The organism is Mesorhizobium sp. M1E.F.Ca.ET.045.02.1.1, from assembly GCF_003952485.1.
In the GTDB taxonomy this organism is placed as follows: Bacteria; Pseudomonadota; Alphaproteobacteria; order Rhizobiales; family Rhizobiaceae; genus Mesorhizobium.
In genome coordinates this window covers 2324455-2345536 of the sequence record NZ_CP034447.1, presented here as the reverse complement: position 1 = coordinate 2345536, position 21082 = coordinate 2324455, and the positions used below count along the sequence as shown (strand labels likewise).

Annotated in this window: 20 protein-coding genes and 1 pseudogene; 5 read left to right on the top strand and 16 right to left on the bottom strand. The window is 64.9% G+C overall.

What is annotated here, in order from left to right; genetic code table 11:
- Positions 1-36 precede the first annotated feature (36 nt).
- Positions 37-885, top strand: a complete 849-nt coding sequence (locus EJ070_RS11400) for a hypothetical protein (protein WP_126091451.1) — start codon at positions 37-39, stop codon at positions 883-885.
- Positions 886-1307: 422 nt separating this feature from the next.
- On the opposite strand, the gene ftsH is transcribed toward EJ070_RS11400, so the two are convergent.
- From ftsH to ybgC, 9 genes are all read right to left on the bottom strand, one after another.
- Positions 1308-3242 (bottom strand): ATP-dependent zinc metalloprotease FtsH, encoded by a 1935-nt coding sequence (ftsH, locus tag EJ070_RS11390; RefSeq protein WP_126091450.1) that lies wholly within the window; start codon positions 3240-3242, stop codon positions 1308-1310.
- Positions 3243-3347: 105 nt separating this feature from the next.
- Entirely contained in the window at positions 3348-4757 is a 1410-nt protein-coding gene (gene tilS, locus EJ070_RS11385; protein ID WP_126091449.1) for a tRNA lysidine(34) synthetase TilS, read from the bottom strand.
- 51 nt (positions 4758-4808) lie between these two features.
- Positions 4809-5957 (bottom strand): tol-pal system protein YbgF, encoded by a 1149-nt coding sequence (ybgF, locus tag EJ070_RS11380; protein ID WP_126091448.1) that lies wholly within the window; start codon positions 5955-5957, stop codon positions 4809-4811.
- 289 nt (positions 5958-6246) lie between these two features.
- A complete protein-coding gene (pal, locus tag EJ070_RS11375) occupies positions 6247-6753 on the bottom strand; it encodes a peptidoglycan-associated lipoprotein Pal (protein WP_126091447.1) in 507 nt (168 codons plus the stop codon).
- Between the two features lie 245 nt (positions 6754-6998).
- Complete coding sequence (tolB, locus tag EJ070_RS11370) at positions 6999-8282, bottom strand: Tol-Pal system beta propeller repeat protein TolB (RefSeq protein ID WP_245464940.1); 1284 nt, start codon at positions 8280-8282, stop codon at positions 6999-7001.
- A gap of 67 nt (positions 8283-8349) precedes the next feature.
- Positions 8350-9504, bottom strand: a complete 1155-nt coding sequence (locus tag EJ070_RS11365) for a cell envelope integrity protein TolA (protein ID WP_126091445.1) — start codon at positions 9502-9504, stop codon at positions 8350-8352.
- Positions 9505-9512: 8 nt separating this feature from the next.
- Positions 9513-9974 carry a protein TolR gene (gene tolR, locus EJ070_RS11360; RefSeq protein ID WP_126091444.1) on the bottom strand — a complete coding sequence of 154 codons (462 nt, stop codon included), beginning with the start codon at positions 9972-9974 and terminating at the stop codon, positions 9513-9515.
- 9 nt (positions 9975-9983) lie between these two features.
- Entirely contained in the window at positions 9984-10694 is a 711-nt protein-coding gene (gene tolQ / locus EJ070_RS11355; protein ID WP_126091443.1) for a protein TolQ, read from the bottom strand.
- A gap of 337 nt (positions 10695-11031) precedes the next feature.
- Positions 11032-11499, bottom strand: coding sequence for a tol-pal system-associated acyl-CoA thioesterase (ybgC, locus tag EJ070_RS11350; protein WP_126091442.1), 468 nt, complete (start codon positions 11497-11499; stop codon positions 11032-11034).
- Between the two features lie 97 nt (positions 11500-11596).
- On the opposite strand from ybgC, the gene EJ070_RS11345 reads away from it, so the two are divergent.
- Entirely contained in the window at positions 11597-12847 is a 1251-nt protein-coding gene (locus EJ070_RS11345) for a cellulase family glycosylhydrolase (RefSeq protein ID WP_126091441.1), read from the top strand.
- A gap of 275 nt (positions 12848-13122) precedes the next feature.
- Here the strand turns inward: EJ070_RS11345 and EJ070_RS11340 are convergent, their stop codons facing one another.
- The 5 genes from EJ070_RS11340 to EJ070_RS11320 form a co-directional block, all read right to left on the bottom strand.
- On the bottom strand, positions 13123-14019 hold the full coding sequence (locus EJ070_RS11340; RefSeq protein ID WP_126091440.1) for a metallophosphoesterase: 897 nt from the start codon (positions 14017-14019) through the stop codon (positions 13123-13125).
- Positions 14020-14155: 136 nt separating this feature from the next.
- Positions 14156-15193, bottom strand: a complete 1038-nt coding sequence (ruvB, locus tag EJ070_RS11335) for a Holliday junction branch migration DNA helicase RuvB (protein ID WP_126091439.1) — start codon at positions 15191-15193, stop codon at positions 14156-14158.
- A 40-nt stretch (positions 15194-15233) separates the two neighbouring features.
- Positions 15234-15854 carry a Holliday junction branch migration protein RuvA gene (gene ruvA / locus EJ070_RS11330; RefSeq protein ID WP_126091438.1) on the bottom strand — a complete coding sequence of 207 codons (621 nt, stop codon included), beginning with the start codon at positions 15852-15854 and terminating at the stop codon, positions 15234-15236.
- A 10-nt stretch (positions 15855-15864) separates the two neighbouring features.
- Positions 15865-16374 (bottom strand): crossover junction endodeoxyribonuclease RuvC, encoded by a 510-nt coding sequence (ruvC, locus tag EJ070_RS11325; protein WP_126091437.1) that lies wholly within the window; start codon positions 16372-16374, stop codon positions 15865-15867.
- A gap of 72 nt (positions 16375-16446) precedes the next feature.
- Complete coding sequence (locus EJ070_RS11320; RefSeq protein WP_126091436.1) at positions 16447-16977, bottom strand: DUF1465 family protein; 531 nt, start codon at positions 16975-16977, stop codon at positions 16447-16449.
- A gap of 538 nt (positions 16978-17515) precedes the next feature.
- On the opposite strand from EJ070_RS11320, the gene EJ070_RS11315 reads away from it, so the two are divergent.
- Positions 17516-18067: a DUF2269 family protein gene (locus EJ070_RS11315; RefSeq protein WP_126091435.1), complete on the top strand. Its 552-nt coding sequence runs from the start codon at positions 17516-17518 to the stop codon at positions 18065-18067.
- Between the two features lie 34 nt (positions 18068-18101).
- Here EJ070_RS11315 and EJ070_RS11310 read toward each other — a convergent pair whose 3' ends face one another.
- Positions 18102-18872, bottom strand: a complete 771-nt coding sequence (locus EJ070_RS11310) for a sulfite exporter TauE/SafE family protein (RefSeq protein WP_126091434.1) — start codon at positions 18870-18872, stop codon at positions 18102-18104.
- A gap of 196 nt (positions 18873-19068) precedes the next feature.
- Here EJ070_RS11310 and EJ070_RS11305 point away from each other — a divergent pair, with 196 nt between their 5' ends.
- Positions 19069-19527 (top strand): GNAT family N-acetyltransferase, encoded by a 459-nt coding sequence (locus tag EJ070_RS11305; RefSeq protein ID WP_126091433.1) that lies wholly within the window; start codon positions 19069-19071, stop codon positions 19525-19527.
- Positions 19528-19627: 100 nt separating this feature from the next.
- Here the strand turns inward: EJ070_RS11305 and EJ070_RS11300 are convergent.
- A pseudogene (locus EJ070_RS11300) lies at positions 19628-19753 on the bottom strand (SRPBCC domain-containing protein); the annotation flags it as partial.
- Between the two features lie 163 nt (positions 19754-19916).
- On the opposite strand from EJ070_RS11300, the gene EJ070_RS11295 reads away from it, so the two are divergent.
- The gene (locus EJ070_RS11295; RefSeq protein WP_126095709.1) at positions 19917-21014 is read left to right on the top strand and encodes an adenylate/guanylate cyclase domain-containing protein; all 1098 of its coding nucleotides are present in this window, start codon (positions 19917-19919) and stop codon (positions 21012-21014) included.
- The last annotated feature ends 68 nt before the right edge of the window (positions 21015-21082 follow it).

Genomic DNA, 21082 nt, shown 5'->3' with positions numbered 1-21082 from the left:
GGGACACCACCTGGCGGCAGCAAGGGAGAAAACGCCATGCTTATTCATAGACTTGCAACATTGACGGGCCTCGCCGTCGCAGCCTTCTTCGTGGCGGCGCCGGCCAACGCCCTGACCATGGCCGAGTGCAGCACCAAGTACAACGCGGCCAAGGACGCCGGAACGCTCGCCGGCCAGACCTGGAACCAGTTCCGCAAGGCCCAGTGCGGCAGCGACGCTTCGGCCGCGACCGACACCAAGGCGGCGACCGACACCAAGGCTGCTGAGACCAAGCCGGCCAAGAAGGCCAAGGAAACCACGGCCGCGACCGCCGACAGTTCGGCAAAGGGCCTGACCGCCAAGGAATGCAGCGCCAAGTACCAGGCCGCGAAAGCCGCCGGCACGCTGAACGGCATGAAGTGGAACGACTTCCGCAAGACCGAATGCGCGGCCGGCGCCGCCGCGGCGGCGACCGACACGAAGCCTGCCAAGGCGACCAAGACCTCGACCGAGGCCGCCGACAGCGGCAAGGGCCTGAGCATGGCCGAATGCAGCACCAAGTATCAGGCTGCCAAGACCGCCAACAAGCTGAACGGCATGAAGTGGAACGACTTCCGCAAGGCCGAGTGCGGCGCCGGCGCTGCCGACGACGACACCGTGCCGGCTCCGACGGAAGCGACTTTCACAAAGGAACCGGCGAAGCCGACCGTGACCGCTCCGAAGGGCGTGACCTTCCCGACCGCCATCTCGCCGAAATTCGCCACCGAGACCCCGGCCAAGGGCCGCATGCATACCTGCCTCGAGCAGTATTATGCCAACAAGGACGCCAACACGCTGAACGGCCTCAAGTGGATCCAGAAAGGCGGCGGCTTCTACAGCCTCTGCAACGCCAAGCTGAAGAGCTGATCCCGTAAGCTATTCGAAGAAAGAAGGCCCGCGAGCCGCAAGGTTCGCGGGCCTTTTTGTTGCGCATCGCGCTGATCGAAACACGCGGATCGGCGGGTGGGTAGTTCGCGAAGGGTTGTGCTGCCCCTCACCTGCCTGCCGGCATCCTCTCCCCGTATAGTGACGGGGAGAGGGGCGCTCTCATCGGCGGTTTCGCCAATCGCCAGCGTTGCAGGAAGAGAGCCAGCGCAGCCGCGGTGCCCCTTCTCCCCGTCACTATACGGGGAGAAGGTGCCGGCAGGCGGATGAGGGGCAGCGCCGGCTTCGAAGAATGGGCACGCAGACGAAACGGCCGAGAGACCGCCGCTGGTCAACACTGAATTTCAAAGCAAAACGCCGCGGTTTGATCCGCGGCGTTTCAAAGTTCCTTTGTTCTCTTCGAACTAGCCCTGCGGCTGCGGTTCCATGCCGCCTTCGGGCTCGGGGCCCTTCTTGCGGCGGCCGCCGGTGCCGGCCTTCGGCACGGCCGAGCCACGGCTCGGCGGCGTGTCGTCGCCGAGGTCGCGGGCGGGCTTATGGCCGGCGATCAGTTGCTTGATCTCGTCGCCGGTCAGCGTCTCGTATTCGAGCAGCCCTTCGGCGAGCGCGATCCAGTCCTTCTTCTTCTTGGTCAGCACGGTTTTCGCGGTGGAGTAGGCGTCGTCGATCAGCCGGCGCACCTCGGCGTCGATGATCTGCGCCGTCTCTTCCGAGATGTTCTGCTGGCGCGCCACCGAATGGCCGAGGAAGACCTCTTCCTGGTTGTCGCCATATGCGACATGGCCGAGCTTGTCGGAGAAGCCCCAGCGCGTGACCATGGCCCGCGCCAGCTTGGTCGCCTGCTCGATGTCGGAGGAGGCGCCGGAGGTGATGTTCTCCTTGCCGAACTTGAACTCCTCGGCGACGCGGCCACCCATCATGATCGCGAGCCGCGAGATCATGTATTTGTAGCTCATCGAATAGCGGTCGCCTTCCGGCAACTGCATGACCATGCCGAGCGCGCGGCCGCGCGGAATGATGGTCGCCTTGTGCAGCGGATCGGCCGTCGGCACGTTGAGCGCCAGGATGGCGTGGCCGGCCTCGTGATAGGCGGTCAGTTCCTTCTCGGCCTGCGTCATCGCCGAGGAGCGGCGCTCGGCGCCCATCATGATCTTGTCCTTGGCGTCCTCGAACTCGGCCATGGTGACGAGCCGCTTGTTGCGGCGCGCCGCCATCAGCGCGGATTCGTTGACGAGGTTCATCAGGTCGGCGCCGGAGAAGCCGGGCGTGCCGCGCGCGATGACCTTGAGATCGACATTGGGCGCCAGCGGCACGTTGCGCACATGCACCTTGAGGATCTTCTCGCGGCCGACGATGTCGGGGTTCGGCACCACGACCTGACGGTCGAAACGGCCGGGCCTCAGCAGCGCCGGGTCGAGCACGTCGGGCCGGTTGGTGGCGGCGATCAGGATGATGCTTTCGTTGGACTCGAAGCCGTCCATCTCGACCAGCAACTGGTTCAGCGTCTGCTCGCGCTCGTCATTGCCGCCGCCGAGGCCGGCGCCGCGATGACGGCCGACAGCGTCGATTTCGTCGATGAAGATGATGCAGGGCGCGTTCTTCTTGGCCTGGTCGAACATGTCGCGCACACGGGATGCGCCGACGCCGACGAACATTTCGACGAAGTCTGAGCCGGAGATGGTGAAGAACGGCACATTGGCCTCGCCTGCGACGGAGCGGGCGAGCAGCGTCTTGCCGGTTCCGGGCGGGCCGACGAGCAGCACGCCGCGCGGGATCTTGCCGCCGAGCCGCTGGAACTTCTGCGGATCGCGCAGGAACTCGACGATCTCCTCCAGGTCTTCCTTGGCCTCGTCGACGCCAGCGACATCCTGGAAAGTGACGCGGCCATGCGCCTCGGTCAGAAGCTTGGCTTTCGACTTGCCGAAGCCCATGGCGCGGCCGGAGCCGGACTGCATCTGGCGCATGAAGAATATCCACACGCCGAGGATCAGGATCATCGGCAGCCACGAGATCAGCATCGAGAACAGCGAGCCGGAGCCGTCGTTTTCAGGCTTGGCGTTGATGGTGACGTTCTTGTCCTGCAGCCTGGAGACCAGCGACGGATCGCCGGGCGAATAGGTCTGGAAGCCGTTGGCGTTGTCCGTGTAGTTGCCAAAGATACGGGGGCCGGTGATGGTCACGCTTTTGACTCGGCCCGAGCCGACATCCTGCAGGAACTGCGAATAGGGAATATCGGTAGTCGCACCGCGCGTCTGCGGCGTCTGGAAAAGATTGAACAAAGCGATGAGCAGGACCGCTATGATCGCCCAGAGCGCAAGATTGCGATAATTCGGATTCATCTATTGTCCTGTTGGCGTCCGCATGCGGACCCACGATGGTGATGGAAGCTTGGGCCTAACATAGGGAGAGCGCCTCCCCTTGCCAAGCATAACAGCATGCCTCGGTTAAGCTTTCGCCCATGCTCCGCCGCGATCATGGCTGAGAAAAGGCGATGGCGGCAGCGGCGGTGCGCCGATCAGCGTGGCGACGGCGGCGGCGGGCTTGAGATCGAAGGACGGCAGGAAGCGGGCAAAGGGCGCCACAACAGGTGCGATCGGGATCGGCGGCGGCAAGGCATCGCCGCCAGCAAAATCAAGGCATTCGCCGCCGCGCCACAGCGCGGGTTCGGCGGCCAGCGCCATGCGGCGCAGGTTTGCCGGAGCACCACCCTCGGCGACGCGTTTGGCCGCGGCCGGCCCGAGGGGCGCGATCACCAACCCGCCCGATCTGTCGCTCAATGTGATCCGCCGCCGGCCGTCCCAAAGCATGCCATCCACCGCCGGAGCGGCGGCAGGCAGATTGCGGGCCTCGCGATAAAGGAAGATGCCGGTGCGGCGCGCGTCGACCACCGTCCGCGACAATGTGGCGCAAAGCGGCCCGATCCGCAGTCGCTCGAACAGGGCGCGGGAGCGCGCTTCGTCCGCAAGGAAGGAGACGCCGCCGACCGTGGCGAGCAGCATGCGCAACGCATAGGTGGCGCCTTCACCGTCGTCGCTGGCGGCGAAAGCGCGGTCGAGGCGGATGAGACCGGGAGACGGTTGGCGGGCAAAAGCACCGATCTGCATGGCCGCCCGCCGGCCGAGCGCCTCACGTTCGGCCGCGGCTTGCCTGGTTCGCGCGATTGCCGCCTCGAAACGCCGTTCGCCGTCATCTGATGCAAGGGATGCCCGCACGCGCGGCCGCTCGAAACGCTGGTCGACATTGGTCGGATCCTCGATCCAGCCGATGCCGCGGCGCTTGAGCATCTCGCGCAATACAGCGCGGCGCGTGCCGAGCAGCGGCCGGGCGATCCATGCCCGCCAATCGTAAAGCGTGGCGGGCGCCATGCCGGCGAGGCCGCGGCCCCCGTCGCGCGCGTCCTCGGCGCGAGTTCCCTCGTCGCGTGCCCCTTCGTCGCGAGCTTGCCGCATCAGCACCGTCTCCGCCTGATCGTCGGCGGTGTGGCCGGTCAGGATCAGGCGGGTGCCTTCCGCTTCGGCAGCCTCCGCCAGCAGCCGGTAGCGCGCCTCGCGCGCGGCGGCGGGCAGGCCCGTCGACGGCTTGCGGCCGGACCAGGTGAGCGTGCGATGCGCGATGCCGCGCTCGGCGCAGAGCTGGGCCACGGCTCGCGCTTCCGCCGCCGAGCCTGGTCTCAGGCCGTGATCGATCGTCACCGCAAGCAGCTTTGCCGCGGACTGGGTTCGGTCGAGATGGTCCTTGAGGAGAAAGAGAAGGGCGGTCGAGTCGCTGCCGCCGGATACGGCTGCAACGGCGCCGCTGGAAAAGTCGAAGTCTGAAAAAATTCGGTCCGAAAGGTCAGGCTCGGTATCGAGCATCAGTGCATGTCGCCCAAACTTGGTCCCGGTTCTGGGACAGCGACATGCAAGCTAGCACGACGCCAGCGCCTTTTCCTGCTTGATACGTTCCTTCAACGTGCCGGAAACATCCGGATAGCGCTTGCCGATCTCGTTGAAGGTGGCGCAGGCCACGTCGTTCTGCTTGAGGCCGACCAGCGACACGCCGAGCTTGAGCAGCATGTCGGGCGCCTTCTTGGCCTTCGGATACTCCTTGCTGGCGCCAAGGAACACCTCCGCCGCGTCGCGGTATTTCTGCTGGCCAAGCAGGGACTCGCCCAGCCAGTAATGCGCATCCGCCGCCTTCGCGTCCTTGGGGAAGCGCGAGATATGATCGCGGAAACCCTGTTCGGCGGTGGGATAGTCGCCCGACAGAATGAACTGGTAGGAGTTGCGGTAAAGCTCATCGGGATTGTTGGTCGAGGGCAATGAAGCCATCACCGTGCCGCCGGACTTGCTCTTGCCGCTGTTGTTGCCGGTTTCGGCGGCGGGCGCGTTCGCCGTGGCCGCCGGAGCCTGCGCCGGCGCGCCCGCCTGGGGATCGGTCTCGGCATTGACGACATTGCCGTTCTTGTCGACCGTGATGGTGCCGAAGGTCTTCGGCGGCGCGCCGGTGATCAGCTTACCCGGGTCGCCGGTCTGCGACTCGACGATGACGTCGCCGACGCTCTTGCCGCCGCCGTCCTGCGCTCCCGCATCGGCCGGAGCTTGCGTCGCCGGGGCCTGCGCGACGCCGGTATCGGTGCCGGCATCGCCGGCGCCCGCATCGCCGTTGCTTGCATTGTTCGTATCGCCGTTCGGGGGCGCGGCCTCGGACTTTTTCTGGCCGGTCGGCTTCGCACCTTGCGAGCCGCCCTCGAGCTGCTGGAAGCGGAATTCGTTGTCTTCCTGCTGCTTGCGCATCTGCTCCTGCATCTGCAGGATTTGGAAGTTGAGCTCCTCGATCTTGCCATTCATCTGGCGGAGCTGATCTTCCAGACCGGTCGCGCCGGCGCTGTCCTGCTGCGCCATCTGGGCCTGCTGCGACTTCGTCTTGTCGCCGAAGATGCCGAGCGTCGGCAGGTGGAAAGTGAACCCGCTGTCCGAGGACTGCCCGGTGCTGCCTGCCGGGGCGGCGACGCCTGGGATGCTTGATACGAGCAGCAGCGCAAGCGTGCCGCTCAGGACCGTTCTGAAATGCATTATGTCTCTCGCCGTGAAATCTGTTGGCCTGATGCGCCTTTCCAAATCGGAAGGGAGGAAGCGCCCTCGCGCTCATAGCAGGACGCGAGACTTCGGCCAAATTTTGTTTCAGCCCGTCGCATACGAAAAAGGCAGCCCTGAGGCCGCCTTTCATTTCGCCATGTTGTATTTTTGCCGTCCACAGCGCCGCGCGTCGTCAGACGCCCAAAGGACGCTGTGGCGCTTGTGATCCCTTCCGAACCGAAGGTCAGCGAAGCAAAAATCGATATCGATTTTCGGCGCGGAGCCGTCAGGAGCCGGCGCCGGAGAGCGTGGTGACGGCGCGGCGGTTCTGCGACCAGCACGAGATGTCGTCGCAGACCGCGACCGGGCGTTCCTTGCCGTAGGAGATCGTCTTCAGGCGGTTGGCCGCAACGCCCTTGGAGACCAGGAAATCGCGGGTGGCGGCGGCGCGGCGGGCGCCCAGCGCCAGATTGTATTCACGCGTGCCGCGCTCGTCGGCATGGCCCTCGATGACGATGGCATACTGCCTGTACTGGTTGAGCCACTGCGCCTGGCGCCCCAGCGTCGTCTGCGCGTCGGCGCGGATCGAGGAGGAGTCGGTATCGAAGAAGATGCGGTCGCCGATATTGACGGTGAAGTCCTGCGCGGAGCCCGGCGTGGCGGCGCCGGCGCCGTTGAGGCCGAGATCGGCCGCGCTGTTCGGCGTCTTCTTGGAGGCGCAACCCGTGATGGCAAGCGCTGCCACCAGCGCGATCATCGCCGGATTCCTGGTAAGTGCTGCGATACGGCTCATGCCGCCTCTCCTTCGCATTCGAGTGATTTCGTTGATCACCCAGTAACCACGTTTGGGTTAACCGGCATTCAAGAAACAGGGTTAATTTTTGGTTTCGGCCGCCGTCCTCGGCCTTCTTGCCCGGAACCACTGGGCGCGGACCGTAGGCGGAAATGCGGCCAAAACATGAAAAAAGGGGGAAATGAAGCGTTGAGGAATCCGCCTTTCCTCAGTTCTTCAATTCGTCAGTTCCCCAGTTCCTCTCCTCACTCCAGCAGCGGCGACCACGCTGGATCCGAGGCGAAGTTCGAGGTCGGGATCGGCTGCTCGTTGCGGCCGGTGAGATCGACCGTGACCAGCTTCGGCCCGCCGGCCGAGTCACGGAAGAACATCAGCACGCGGCCGTTCGGCGCCCAGGTCGGACCCTCCTGCTGGAAGCCGGAGGAAAGGATGCGCTCGCCGGAACCGTCGGTCTTCATGACGCCGATCTGGAACTCGCCGCCGGTCTGCTTGGTGAAGGCGATGAGATCGCCGCGCGGCGACCAGACCGGTGTCGAATAGACGCCGTCGCCGAAGGAGATGCGGGTCTGACCCGAGCCGTCGGCGCCCATCACATAGATCTGCGCGCGGCCGCCGCGGTCCGACGTGAACACCACCTTGCTGCCGTCGGGAGAATAGGACGGCGAGGTGTCGATGGAGGTAGAATTGGTCAGCCGGGTGGTCGAGCGGCTCCTCAAATCCATGGCGAAGATGTTGGAATTGCCGTCGTCGCGCAGCAGGCTCATGATCACCTTCTGGCCGTCGGGCGAGAAGCGCGGCGCAAACGTCATGCCCGGGAAGTTGCCGACCAGCTCGCGCTGTCCGGTCTCGATCTGCAGGAGATAGACCTTCGGCTGCCCGCTCTCATAAGACATATAGGTGATTTCCTGCCGGTTCGGCGAGAAGCGCGGCGTCAGCACGATCGAGCGGCCGTCCGACAGATAGCGCACATTGGCGCCGTCCTGGTCCATGATGGCGAGGCGCTTCTTGCGTGCGTTCTTGGCGCCGGATTCATCGACGAAGACGACGCGCGTATCGAAATAGCCCTTTTCGCCGGTCAGCCGCTCATAGATGGCGTCGGCGATGATATGGGCGACGCGCCTGGTGTTGGCGTCATTGGCGAAGAACTGTTCGCCGGCCATCTGCTGCCCCGCAAACGTGTCCCACAGACGGTACTGGGCGCGGATGCGGCCGTCGGCCTCCTTGCCGACGCTGCCCGTGACCAGCGCCTGCGCGTTGATCACCTTCCAGTCGTCGAAGCGCGGCGTGGCGTCCGGGCCCGAGATCTTCTCGATAAAGGCGCTCTTGTCGATCGGCGCGAACAGTCCGGAACGCTTCAGATCGGCGGTGACGATCTCCGTGATCTGCGCGCCGAGCGCATCGCTGGACTGGAAGTCCGTGATGGCGATCGGCAGCGGCTCGACATTGCCCTTGTTGACGTTGAGCTCGACGAGGGCCCAGGCCGGCAAGGTGGCGCCGGCCGTCATGCCCAGCGCCATGGCGGCAATCATCAGGAGCGGCTTGAGGAAAGATCTCATGTCTTCTCGCTTCTCTTCTTTGATGGTTCAGACGCCGGGCCTAGAGGCCAAGCATCTCCCTTGGATCGAAGGTGACCCGGATGTCGTTCCAGATGTCCTGCTTGCCGGCGGGAACCTGCAGGCCGGCCACGTCGCATTTTTGAACCGCGCGCACGGCGCTTTCGTCGAACTGCCGGTTGCCGCTCGACTGCTCGACCGATGGGCGGCCGTCGAGCTTGCCATTTGTGTCGAGATTGAACCGCACCACGACGACGAAGTTCTCCGAGCCCTCCAACCCGACAGGCAATGTCCAGCAGCCGCCGAGCTGAGATTCCAGAGCCCCCTGCTCCGACTTGGAGAGCTTCTGGCCCTGGTCCTTTTCACCACCCAGCGATGACTGCTGTGTCGAGCGCTTGGCGCCGCCGCCGGATGGCTTCTGCTTGTCGAGCAGCGCGGAAATCTCGTCGGCGTTGAACTGCTTGTCATCCGACTTCGGCTTCGAGGAGGCTTCCTTGACCGGCTTTTCCGCATCCTTGCGTTCCGGCGCCTTGGCGCTCTCGGCGGGAGCAGGCTGCGGCTTCGGCCGCGCCTCCGGCGCCGGCGCGGAGTCCGGAAGCTTGGCCTCGTCGGTCGGCTGCTCCTTGGCGATCGCCTCCGCGACGGCGTCAGGCTTGACCTCCTCCTTCTGGATGGCGGCGGTCGTTTCCTTCGGCGGCGTTGGCGTCGGCTCCTTGGCTGGCGTCGGCTTGGGATCCGCCTGCTTGACCGGCTCGGGTTTGACCTCTTCCTTCGGCGCCGGCGTCGGCGCCACTTCGGTCGCAGGCACCGGCTTCGGCTTTTCCTGCGGCTTCGGCACGTCTTCGGCGGCCGGCTTCTCGGTCGGCGTCGGCGCAGGCGGCGGCGCGGACGTCTTGTCGACCGGCTTCGGCTTGGCTTCGTCCGTCACCGGCTTGTCGGTGTCGACGCTGTTCTCGCCGACCTTCTGCGCATCGGGAACGATATCCGGGCGCTTTGTCGGCAGCGGCGCCGGCTTGTCGTGCATCACGGCTTTCTTGTCGCCCTGCAGCGTCTGCGCAACCGCTTCCATCGGCACGATGTCGACCGCCACCGACTCCACGTCGCTGGCTGGCATGGCCGGCGGCGAGGATAGCGTGAACAGCCCGAAGGCCAGCGCCACCGCATGCAAGATCACCGATGTGGTGAGGCCGGTCCTCATCTTCGTGTCTACTGGTCCTGTTCCTGCAGCGAAACCAGGCCGATGTTCTTGTAGCCGGCCGCTGAAATGCGGGCCATGACCTTCATGGCGGTGCCGTAGTCCGTCGACTTGTCGCCGCGGATGAAGATGCGCTCGTCGTAGCCGGTCTTGGAGATCGCCTGCAGCTTCGCCACCAGCTCCTCGATCGGGATCTCGGTTTCCTGCAGATAGATCTGGCCGGTCGAATTGATCGACACCGTGATCGGCTGCGTGTCGACATTCATCGCCTTGGCCTGCGTATCCGGCAGGTCGATCGGAACGCCGACCGTCAGGAGCGGCGCCGCGACCATGAAGATGATCAAAAGCACCAGCATCACGTCGACCATCGGCGTGACGTTGATTTCCGACATCAGGCTATGATGGCGCCCGCGCCGCCTGTGGCCGCGTCCGCCTCGCCCTATGCCACCTGCGCTAGCAGCAGACATCCCCATGATCGTACCTCAGGCCTTCTGCGCCACTTTTTCATCGATTTGGCGCGAGAGTATGGCGGAGAACTCATCCGCAAACCCTTCCATGCGCATGGCGAGTTTGTTCGCATCCGATGACAGCTTGTTGTAGGCGATGACCGCGGGGATGGCCGCGAGCAGGCCGATGGCCGTCGCCAGCAGCGCCTCGGCGATGCCGGGTGCCACGACCGACAGGCTGGTATTCTTCGAGGCGGCGATCGCCTGGAAGGACGTCATGATGCCGATGACCGTGCCGAACAGGCCGATGAAGGGCGCGGCCGAGCCGGTCGTGGCGAGAAAGCCGAGGCGGCCCTCCAGCCTTTCCATCTCGCGGGTCAGCGCCAGGTCCATCGCCTTGTCGATGCGGGTCTGCAGCGCCAGCGGCGATTTCGCGCCCTTCTCGAAGCTCTTCTTCCATTCGCGCATGGCGGCGACGAAGATCGCGCCCATGCCGGTGGTCTTGCGGTCGGCGAGCGTCCGGTAGAGGTCCTCGAGCGACTGTCCCGACCAGAACACCTGCTCGAAGCGGTTGAGGGCGAGGCGCATGCGGCTGTAGGCGACAAGCTTGTCGATGATGATCGCCCAGGTCCAGATCGAGGCGCAGAGCAGGCCGATCATGACCAGCTTGACCACCCAGCCGGCCTGCATGAACAGGGCCCATATCGACAAATGCGCGCCCGGGTCGGCGAGTGCGATGTTTTCCATGACTTAAGTCCTTAAGAATTTTCCGGGCATCGCTGGCGGCTGGCCCATGGGCATCCCTTTGGTCCGATCGCGCGAAGCTTGAAGCTTGCGGGACAAGCCCCCGAATGCACCGTTTCGCGGCCTTTTCGGGGCAAATCTTGGTGAAAGGAAGGCGGCACGAATTGCGCCAATCTTCACCAATTCCTTCATGAACCGTTATGGTTAAGGATGGGTTAGGATATGAAGCGCGGCGCATTGCCGCGCCTCGCACGGATACTCATTGGCCGACTGGGGTCGAGGTGCGTTGAGATTTCAGGTCAGGCCGAGCCGTCGTTCGCAGGCCGGCATCACCTGAATATCAGGACACCCGAGGCATGAAAGCGGCGATCCACTCTTTAGGAAACCGCCTCGGCCTCCCGTTATCGCCGATGATCGCCGCCTCGACCTTTGCCTCGACCAGCACCTCGTCGCCGCGCTTCAGTTGCTGCGCCATGAAGATACGGGCGCCCGAGATGTCCTCGGTGCGCGTGTCGATGGTCAGAATATCATCCATGCGGGCCGGCGCGCGGAAGTCGATCTCCATGCGCCGCACCACCCAGACGATGCGCTCGCCATGCTTGCCGTCCAAAAGCTCGGTATGATGGACGCCGGCGAGCCGCAGATAGTCGGAGCGGCCACGCTCGAAGAATTCGAGGTAGCGCGCATGGTAGACGACGCCCGAGAAATCGGTGTCGGCATAGTAGACCCTGGCCATCAGCCGGTGGCCGAACTCCGTCAGCGCCCCGGAAAGCCCGGCGCAGAGCGCCGATTCACCATGATCGTCCATCGCGCTTTCCTTTTCAGGCCCGAACGGGCACCTGTTCGTTCGCGCGCCCTCCGGACCGCTGGACGGCTCGGGGCGGTGCGCATGGCGCGGGAACCGGATGGCACTGTTGGGCGCGATGATCAAGACCTTGACGGCGGCGCTGCTGACGCTGGCCGCGCTGACGCTGCCGGGTCAGGCAGCGACGTTCTCGATGAAGCGCGGCCTCAATCTCGACCAGTGGACGACCTGGACCGGCGAGGAGAAATGGAACGACCCGAAGGCCATCCTGCCCTATCCGGAATGGCGCAAATTCCTGAAGGAGGATGACCTCAAGGCGTTGAAGGATGCCGGTTTCGATTTCCTGCGCATGCCGGTCGATCCCTCGCCCTTCCTGTCCGACGAGACGCTTTCGCTGCGCGACGACCTCTACGCCAGCGTGCTGGACTCGGCGCGCATGATCAACCGCGCCGGGCTGAAAGTGATCGTCGACCTGCATCTCATCCCGGCCGGAGGCAACCGCAAGATCGGCATGAGCGAGGTGATGGACGATCCGGCCACTTTCGACGCCTATGTCGAGGTCGTGCGCAAGATGGCGCATACGCTCGCCGCCGAGGACCCAGGCCGGGTTGCCTTCGAGCTGATGAACGAGCCGATCGTCGACTGCGACGGGAACGGCACGAACCTGTGGCCCGACCGCCAGAAGAAATTGTTCGCGGCCGCGCGGTCTTCCGCCACCAGGCTGACGCTCATCCTCACCGGCGGCTGCTATTCCAATGCGGCCTCGCTGGCGAAGATCGATCCGAAGGCGATCCCCGACGACAACATCATCTGGACTTTCCATTCCTACGATCCGTTTCTTCTGACGCATCAGGGCGCGACCTGGGCCGGCGACTTCATCCGCTATGTCACCGGCCTGCCCTATCCGCTGACCGCGGTGCCGCGCGCCCGGCTCGACGTGGCGCTGGAGACGATCCGCGACAGGATCAGGGCCGAAGCGCCATGGACGCGCCGCAGCGGCATGCTTGCCTATCTGGACGAGCAGGTTGCCGGCATGGACAGCCCCGACAAGCTCGTTGGCCTGATGGACGCGCCTTTCAAGACCGTCGAGGGCTGGGCGAAGGCCAACGGCATCAAGCCGCAAGACATCACGCTCGGCGAATTCGGCATGATCCGCCAGGAATACGGCAACGCCTATGTGATGCCCGCCGAGTACCGCGCCGCCTATGTCAAGGACATGATCGCGCGCGCCGAGGCGCATGGCTTTTCCTGGTCGGTATGGGGCTATGGCGGCGCCTTCGGCATCGTCGATGCCTTCGACGGCGACAAGGCGGAGCCCAACGTGATGGACGCGATCAGGTCGCTACGCTGAGGCGCTTGGGGGCGAACCAGTCCCCGACATAGGGATTTTTGAAAGGTTGCCGTTTGCCTTGGTGCAGGATTCTCCGTTCATCTCCGTGAAATCAGCGCAACCGCCGGGGATTGGTTGAAGCCGCCCAAACGTCGTCATTCTAGGGTCTTCGCGACGGAGCTTCCCTCCTGCTCCGCCCGTGGATGACGACGGGGTGGGCGTTTCGGCCAATCTCCAAGGCATGCCACCTGCCAACGCAAACAGAGCCGACCAGTCAAAATCCCCGTGCTGGGGAACTAACCCAAATCGATCTGCAAAATCTCCGGCGGCATGCCGAAACGCACTGGCATGATGCTGAAGCCAAGCCCGCCGGATACGATCAGGTTGCGGTCGTTTTCCACGACATGGCCATAGGCGTAGCGGTTGCCGAACTCGGACGGCACGACCGGCGAATAGCCGAACAGCCGCACCTGCCCGCCATGGGTGTGGCCGGAAAGCGTCAGCGACACCCGCCAAGGGACTTTCGGGAAAATGTCGGGCTCATGCGCGAGGAGGATGACGGGCGCGCCGTCGCTCACCTTGGCGAGCGTGCCGTCGAGATCATCCAATCCTCTGGATTGTTCGCGATCCGGGCCTGGCAGCAGGGCGAGCTGGTCCGCCAGCCCGGCGATCCAGAAGGCGTGCCCATCCTTTTCGAGGCGCACCACATCGTTCTCCAGCACCGGGATGCCGACATCCTCCAGCGCCTTGCGCGCCACGGTCGGTCCCGAACGGGCCCGTTGCGCCATGATATCGTGCCACCAGTCGTGATTGCCGAGGATCGAGAGCACCCCGAGCGGCGCCTTCAGCCCCGACAGAGCCGCGGCCCATTCCGGGACGGGCACCTCGTCCGTCACCAGTCGCATGCCGGCGATATAGTCGCCGAGCAGGGCCACGAGGTCCGGCTGCAGGGCGTTGGCCCGCTCGACGAGCGAAGCGATGTGCCCGGCTGTCATCCAAGGCTTGCAGGCATGGATGTCGGCAAGAGCCACGACGCGGAGCTTGAGGCCAGCCGGCCAATGCGGCGGCGTCAGGCTGTAGCGCTTCACATGCGTCAAGAGCATCGGCTCGATGCCGACGGCATAGGCGCTGAGCGACACCATCGACAAGAACGAGCCGCCGATGAGGCGCAGGAAGCCACGTCTGGTGATCATCTGTCAGCCCAAGCCCTTGGGATTCAAGTAAGCGAGCCTTGCCTTAAAGGCGGCAATTGTGCCCTCACCTGGGCCGAGGCGAGCAGATTCTGCGCAGACAAGCCGTTCCCTGCCCGACAGGGAGAACAAATATCCGTTACTCTTCCTGGAACAGGCTGATCTGCTGCTGCGCGAGGTCCTTTGGCGGGTCGAGCCCGAGATGCCGCCAGGCATTGGCGGTCAGCACGCGGCCGCGCGGCGTGCGCTGGATGAAGCCCTGTTGGATGAGATAGGGCTCGATGATGTCCTCTATGGCGTCGCGCGGTTCCGACAGCCCCGCGGCGATCGTCTCGATGCCGACCGGCCCGCCGCCGAAATTGCGAGCGATCATCGAGAGGTACCGGCGGTCGAGCGCGTCGAGCCCGAGCCCGTCGACTTCGAGCCTGGTCAGCGCCTCGTCGGCAATGCGCTTGTCGACATGGCCGTTTCCGGCGACGGAAGCGAAGTCACGCACGCGGCGCAAGAGCCGTCCGGCGATGCGCGGCGTGCCGCGGGCGCGGCGCGCGATCTCCAGCGCGCCATCATCGCCGAGCGGCATCGAGAGGATGCGGGCGCCGCGGCGCACGATCTGCTCCAGCTCCTCGACCGTGTAGAAATTGAGCCTGACCGGGATGCCGAAACGGTCGCGCAGCGGGTTGGTCAAGAGCCCGAGCCGGGTTGTTGCGGCGACCAGCGTGAAGCGGGCGAGGTCGATCTTGACCGAGCGCGCGGCCGGCCCTTCGCCGATGATCAGGTCGAGCTGGAAATCCTCCATCGCCGGATAGAGGATTTCCTCCACCGCCGGATTGAGCCGGTGGATCTCGTCGATGAAGAGCACGTCGCGCTCCTCGAGATTGGTGAGCAGCGCCGCGAGGTCGCCGGCCTTGGCGATGACCGGCCCCGAGGTCGAGCGGAAATTGACGCCGAGCTCGCGCGCCATGATCTGCGCCAGCGTCGTCTTGCCTAACCCTGGCGGGCCGACGAACAGCACATGGTCAAGCGCCTCGCCGCGGCTCTTGGCGGCGTCGACGAAGACCTTGAGATTGGCGCGCACCGCCGCCTGGCCGACGAACTCGTCGAGCGACTGCGGCCGCAGGCTCTGGTCGGCGTCCTCGCCGCGCTTGTCGGGGGCAATGAGGCGGGGCGAAAGGCTCATGCGGCGTTCCTCGCATACGCCAAGGGCCAGGACAAGCGCCTCACCGCGCCAGTTCCTTCAGTCCGAAGCGGATCAGCTTCGAGGCATCCGCCCCTTCGCCGGCCGACTTCAGCGCTGCCGCTACCGCATTCGCCGCGATGTCGCGCGAATAGCCGAGATTGACCAGAGCCGAGACCGCATCGGTGATCGGCGCTGCTGCCACGCCCTCGCCAAGCTCCTGCTTGAGGCCGATCGTGCCGTTGGCGGAGCCGGCATAGGCCGGCGCCTTGTTCTTCAACTCTGTCACGATGCGCTCGGCCACCTTCTTGCCGACGCCGGGCGCGCGGGAGACCATGGCGATGTCGCGCAAAGCAATGGCATTGGCGAGGTCGGCCGGCGCCAGCGTCGACAGCACCGCCAGCGCCACCTTGGCGCCGACGCCCTGCACATTGTTCATCAACAGCCGGAACCATTCGCGCTCGAGCGCGCTCTGGAAGCCGTAGAGCCGGATCATGTCCTCGCGAACATAGGTCTCGATGAACAGTACCACCGCCTCGCCGGGCCCTGGCAGCGCTGCCAGCGTGCGCGCCGAGCAATAGGCGACATAGCCGACGCCGTGCACATCGACCAGGCAGGAGTCCTCATCGATCTCGTCCAACGTGCCCTTCAGCTTGCCGATCATGATTTTCCCCTCACGCCAGCGCCGTCATCCGGTAGGCGACGCTCTGGCGGTGATGCGCGTGGCAGATGGCGATGGCCAAAGCATCGGCAGCGTCATCGGTGTCGAAGACCGCCTTCGGCATCAGCACCTTCACCATCATGTGGATCTGCTTCTTTTCGCCGTGGCCGACGCCGATGACCGCTTTCTTGACCGCATTGGGGGCATATTCGGCGACCACCAGCCCGGCGCGCGCCGGCACCAGCATGGCGATGCCGCGCGCCTGGCCGAGCTTCAGCGTCGCCGTCGCATCCTTGTTGACGAAAGTCTGTTCGATGGCCGCCTCGTGCGGCATGGCCTGATGCAACACCTCCGCCAGCCCGTCATGCAACTGGCAGAGCCTTGCCGCGAGCGGCGCCTTGTCGTCGGAGCGCACGGTGCCGGAAGCGACGAAGCGCAGCGAGTTGCCGAGGCTCTCGACGATGCCCCAGCCGGTGCGCCTCAGTCCCGGATCGATGCCGATGATGCGAATCGCTTCCCCCATGCGCCAAGTCTAGCCGCCGCGCTTGGGGATGCCAGCAAAATGTGAACAAAGCAGAAACAGGCAGCGGTCGGGCTAGCCGCGTGCGAACGCCGTGTTGAGCAGCGATATCTGGTCGGAAACCGGATTGGCGCGGCGGGCGGAGCTGGGCGTCTCGTTCTTGGCACCGCCATAGATCTCTTCGTCCATGCGACGCACCAGCGCCTGCAGGCGCAGCGACCGGCTCACAAGGTCCAGAAATTCCTTCGGCAATTCGTTCCAGCCCAGCACCTCGTCATGCGCGGAAGCGGTGTCGAGCCGCACCTTGGATTTTTCAGAAGCGACCTGGTCTCGGGTCATTTCGCCGGAATTCGCCGCCCGCTGCAGCAGCAGCCACGACGCGACCTGCATCAGCCTGGTGGTCAGCCGCATCGATTCGGCCGCATAGAGCGTCGCCGCCGTGCGCGACAGCTTCTTGGCTTCGAGCCTGCCCTTGCCGTCGAGATATTCGGCCGCCTGTTCGACCAGGCCCATGCCCTCCTGGTAGAGCGGCTTGAAGGATTGGGAGAAAACCCTGCGTTCCGCGAGCTTTATGGTTTTCGCGCTGCCCGTCGAAGGCTCGGTCATTGATACGCCCCTGCACTGCCGCAAGCCGATTCGGCTATCCTTGCCGATACGTCCTGCACCCTTAAATGACTGAGGCTTGAAAATGCGCTTCGACGCCCATGAAGGCAAGCGCATGTTTAACAAACGGTTAACGCCGGGCCGCGCTCTCCCCGGCCGGCGGCGGACAAAAAAAAGAGCCGCGGATAAGGCGGCTCTCAGGAGTTTAACAGGGAGGCGTCAAACAAAGTGGCTCCAACCACTCGGTAAGAATCCAGAAAAACTGGATGCGCATAGTAAACGCCCGTAAAGCTTAATGAAGCCTTAACGCCGGGCGGAATTTTTGACCGAACGGACTTTCCTGTGCCGGAACGGGACAGACCGGTTTCGCCTTCCCGGCTCGCGGAGAACCGGATTTTCGGATGCCGATCGCGGCGCAGAAACATGCCGGCCGCCGCGGCGACATCGTTCCGAAACACGTGCCGCGCAAAACGCCGCTCCTCTCAATGGCTGGCGCAAATCCGCGCCGCCGCAAATCAAGAAAGACATCCAGGAGCGCACCATGGACTGGTACTCGATCGTCAAATTCCTTCACGTCGTCTCGGCCGTTCTGTGGGTCGGCGGCGGTTTCGTGCTGTTCCTGCTCGGCGCGCTTGCCGAGCGCGCCGGCAACATCGAGGACAAGCTGCAGGCGATGCGCGCCAGCGGCGAGCTCGGCGGCCGCTTCTTCGCGCCGATGTCGATGCTCACCCTGATCTTCGGCATCGTCATGTGTGCCTTCTGGGTCGGCTTTGCCGAGCTGTGGATCGTCATCGGCCTTGTCGGCTACGCCACGACGTTTTCGATCGGCATGCTCGTCTTCAAGCCGACCGGCGAGCGAATGGGCGCCATGGTCGCCAAGGAACGGATCACGCCCGCCGTTCTTGCCATCGGCCAGCGCATGATGAGCTGGGCGCGCCTCGACTACGCGGTGATGCTGGTGATCCTCGCCGACATGGTGCTGAAGCCCACCCTGCACGATATCGGCATCCTCGCCGGCATGGCGCTGGTGGTGGCGGCCGGCGCGGCGCTCGCCCTTGGCGGCAGCCGCCAGATGGTGCCGAGCGCCGTCTGAGCATTTGTTGGTGTGGGCGGCCTGGCAGCCGCCCTCACATCAGGCCCGCGATACCGTCCCAGAGCAGCTTGACCGCCACCACCGCGACAGTGGCGTAGGTGAATGGATAAAACACCTCCGGCCGCATGCGACGCACCAGCCAGGCGCCTGCCACGGTGGCGAGCGGCGCCAGCGGCATGAGCGCACCGGAAGCTATCAGGTTGGTGGTGTCGAACTGGCCGAGCGCGAAATAGGGGATGAGCTTCAGCGCATTGGTGGCGGCGAAGAAGATCGCGGCCGTCCCCGACAGCACCTTCGGGTCGAGCCGGATGGGCAGCGCATAGACCTGGAAAGGCGGGCCGCCGACATGGGCGACGAAGCTGGTGAAACCGGCAACCGTGCCCCAGAAAGCCGCCGCGATCCGGTTCGGCTGCACCGCGTGATCGGCGCCATGGCGGAACTGCAGATAGATCCAGCGCAGCACGAAGATCAGCGCGACGGCGCCGACGATCAGCCGCACCATCTCCTCGGTCACCAGGGCCGCCGTCAGCCAGCCGAGGCCGATGCCGATGACGGCGCCCGGCATCATGTCGACCAGCATCTTGCGGTCGTAGATGCCCCACCACGTCCAAACCGAGACGATGTCCATCAGGCAGAGAATCGGCAACAGGATGGCGGCGGCCTGCACCGGCGGAATGGTCAGCGCCATCAGCGGTACGCCGACAAAGCCGACGGCGCCGCCGAAGCCGCCCTTCGACAGGCCGACGAGGATGACCGCCGGAATGGCGGCGGCATAGAACCAGGGATCGCTGAGCAGGCCTGACATTATCTGGAAACGGCTGGGAAGTGGGGCGGCTGGAGGAAAGCGGGAGATTTCCAATAGACCACAAAGCCGGACACCGCGATAGCCGACGCGCCCCGTCAGCCGGCCGGCGCGATCAACTGTCCGTAACCTGGCCTTTCCGGTTTGCGGCAAGCACCGGGGCCATGCATAAGAACGCCGGTCCAGCATGAGGTTGACGATGAGCGAAATCCAGATCCGCCGCGCGCGGCAAGCCGATCTTTCGGCGATCGTCGCGATGCTTGCCGACGACGCGCTTGGCCGCGCCCGCGAGGACACCAGGCAGCCGCTGGCGCAAGCCTATCTGGATGCCTTCGCTGCGGTCGACAGCGACCCAAACCAGTTGCTGGCGGTGATGACGGACGGCGCCGATGTCATCGGCACGCTGCAGATCAGCTTCCTCGCCGGGCTGTCGTCGCGGGGCGCCTGGCGCGGCCAGATCGAGGCGGTGCGCATCGCGGCGAACCGGCGCGGCGAAAGATTAGGGCAGCGCCTGCTGGAATGGGCGATCGAAAAATGCCGCGAGCGCGGCTGCAGGGTCGTCCAGCTGACCACCAACAAGAGCCGGCTCGACGCGCACCGCTTCTACGAACGGCTCGGCTTCAAGGCCAGCCACATCGGCTACAAGCTCGAACTCTAATGCATGTCGCCCAGAAGTGTGCGCGGTTCTGGGACAACGACATCAAAACAAGGACTTAAAGCGCGTCGCCTGAATCCGTTTTCAGCGCGACGCGCTTTAGCGGTTCTGCCGTTGCCTCCGTTCCCATCCAGCGCACGATCTTGTCGGGATCTGTCAGGAAGGCGAAGACCGTCGCCGGCGGCGCCGCGATCTGCACCTCGCGACGAACGATCAAGGGTTCAGCCATCGAAAATCTCCCGGGTGCGCGCGCGGCAACTTGGCTCGCCCGACAGGCGGTGCCGGACCAGCGTTTTCGATTCGAAGCTAAATCGCCCTTTCGTTCAACAAAAATCTCCTTGGGTCGATTCGCGCTGGTGACAGCGACGGAACACCGACGCATGATCGTGTCGATGCGGCTTTCTTCAACTCTCGCCTGGCTGGTCGACAGCGCCGGCGGCGCCGTCCAACCGGATGATTTTCTGGCTACGCTCGGCGCGCGGCTGGTTGACGATGGGCTGCCGCTCGCCGGTGGGGCCCTGACGCTCGCCGCGCCGCATCCGATCATAACGCGCCGCGCCTGGCTGTGGCGTGCCGAGACAGGCGTCGTCATGGAGGCGCTGGGTTTTGGCGCCGGCGCGATGCCTGGTGCCGGGGAGGGCGATCTCGGACGCGAATGGCTGGCGGGACTGGGAACCGGTGTTGTGCACGATTACACGGTTGGGCCCGAACGTGAGGATGCGCAATCCGAGAATCCAAAACTGAATTGGGTCGCAACCCGTCCTCTCGCGGAGCACGAATCGAACACACTGGACCAGGTGGCGCGCTTCGCCGCCGCGCCACTTGCCGCTCTCGCCGCCAAGTCGGCACTGTCGGCCCTGCTTCAGGCCTATCTCGGGCAGCGCAGCGCGGCGCAGGTGTTGGCCGGCCGTTCTCGGCGCGAGGTTGGTGAGACGATCCGCGCCGTCCTGCTCTACAGCGATTTGCGCGACTTTACCGCCCTGTCGGAGAAGACGGAAGCCGAACAGGTCGTGGCAGCGCTCAACGCTAGCTTCGATCGCATCGCCGGCGCCGTTCACGCTTTTGGCGGCGAGGTGCTGAAATTCATCGGCGACGGGGTGCTGGCGATCTTTCCTGTCGGCGAGCGCTCGGCTTCCGAGGCTTGCGAGGCCGCGTTGCGCGCGATCGGAGCGGCGCGGGCGGGAATGGCGCAGCTCAATCAGGTTCGTACCAGACAGGGCATGCCCGAGCTGCAGTTCGGCATGGCGCTGCATCTGGGCGACATGGTGTGGGGCAATGTCGGCACAGCCGACCGGCTCGATTTCACCGCGATCGGCCCGGCCGTGAATCTCGTCAGCAGGCTCGAAGGCCTGTGCCGGCCGCTTGGACGGACTGTGCTGATCTCCGGCGCTGTCGCGGCGGAAATATCAACGCCCCTGGTCCCGCTGGGCGAACACCAATTGCGCGGAATCGCCAGATCGTGCGCCGTCTTCGGCCTATCGGACGGGTGATCCCCCCGTCTATACCAGGAGCGCCCCCAATGATCCTGCTTCGCCCGCCTGTTCAAGCCGAACGCTTT

What these genes read in the sequence shown, in the direction of transcription:
- EJ070_RS11400 (WP_126091451.1), top strand. Translation starts at nt 37, where the DNA reads ATGCTTATTCATAGACTTGCAACATTGACGGGCCTCGCCGTCGCAGCC.
- ftsH (WP_126091450.1), bottom strand. Translation starts at nt 3,242, where the DNA reads ATGAATCCGAATTATCGCAATCTTGCGCTCTGGGCGATCATAGCGGTC.
- tilS (WP_126091449.1), bottom strand. Translation starts at nt 4,757, where the DNA reads ATGCTCGATACCGAGCCTGACCTTTCGGACCGAATTTTTTCAGACTTC.
- ybgF (WP_126091448.1), bottom strand. Translation starts at nt 5,957, where the DNA reads ATGCATTTCAGAACGGTCCTGAGCGGCACGCTTGCGCTGCTGCTCGTA.
- pal (WP_126091447.1), bottom strand. Translation starts at nt 6,753, where the DNA reads ATGAGCCGTATCGCAGCACTTACCAGGAATCCGGCGATGATCGCGCTG.
- tolB (WP_245464940.1), bottom strand. Translation starts at nt 8,282, where the DNA reads ATGATTGCCGCCATGGCGCTGGGCATGACGGCCGGCGCCACCTTGCCG.
- EJ070_RS11365 (WP_126091445.1), bottom strand. Translation starts at nt 9,504, where the DNA reads ATGAGGACCGGCCTCACCACATCGGTGATCTTGCATGCGGTGGCGCTG.
- tolR (WP_126091444.1), bottom strand. Translation starts at nt 9,974, where the DNA reads ATGGGGATGTCTGCTGCTAGCGCAGGTGGCATAGGGCGAGGCGGACGC.
- tolQ (WP_126091443.1), bottom strand. Translation starts at nt 10,694, where the DNA reads ATGGAAAACATCGCACTCGCCGACCCGGGCGCGCATTTGTCGATATGG.
- ybgC (WP_126091442.1), bottom strand. Translation starts at nt 11,499, where the DNA reads ATGGACGATCATGGTGAATCGGCGCTCTGCGCCGGGCTTTCCGGGGCG.
- EJ070_RS11345 (WP_126091441.1), top strand. Translation starts at nt 11,597, where the DNA reads ATGGCACTGTTGGGCGCGATGATCAAGACCTTGACGGCGGCGCTGCTG.
- EJ070_RS11340 (WP_126091440.1), bottom strand. Translation starts at nt 14,019, where the DNA reads ATGATCACCAGACGTGGCTTCCTGCGCCTCATCGGCGGCTCGTTCTTG.
- ruvB (WP_126091439.1), bottom strand. Translation starts at nt 15,193, where the DNA reads ATGAGCCTTTCGCCCCGCCTCATTGCCCCCGACAAGCGCGGCGAGGAC.
- ruvA (WP_126091438.1), bottom strand. Translation starts at nt 15,854, where the DNA reads ATGATCGGCAAGCTGAAGGGCACGTTGGACGAGATCGATGAGGACTCC.
- ruvC (WP_126091437.1), bottom strand. Translation starts at nt 16,374, where the DNA reads ATGGGGGAAGCGATTCGCATCATCGGCATCGATCCGGGACTGAGGCGC.
- EJ070_RS11320 (WP_126091436.1), bottom strand. Translation starts at nt 16,977, where the DNA reads ATGACCGAGCCTTCGACGGGCAGCGCGAAAACCATAAAGCTCGCGGAA.
- EJ070_RS11315 (WP_126091435.1), top strand. Translation starts at nt 17,516, where the DNA reads ATGGACTGGTACTCGATCGTCAAATTCCTTCACGTCGTCTCGGCCGTT.
- EJ070_RS11310 (WP_126091434.1), bottom strand. Translation starts at nt 18,872, where the DNA reads ATGTCAGGCCTGCTCAGCGATCCCTGGTTCTATGCCGCCGCCATTCCG.
- EJ070_RS11305 (WP_126091433.1), top strand. Translation starts at nt 19,069, where the DNA reads ATGAGCGAAATCCAGATCCGCCGCGCGCGGCAAGCCGATCTTTCGGCG.
- EJ070_RS11295 (WP_126095709.1), top strand. Translation starts at nt 19,917, where the DNA reads ATGCGGCTTTCTTCAACTCTCGCCTGGCTGGTCGACAGCGCCGGCGGC.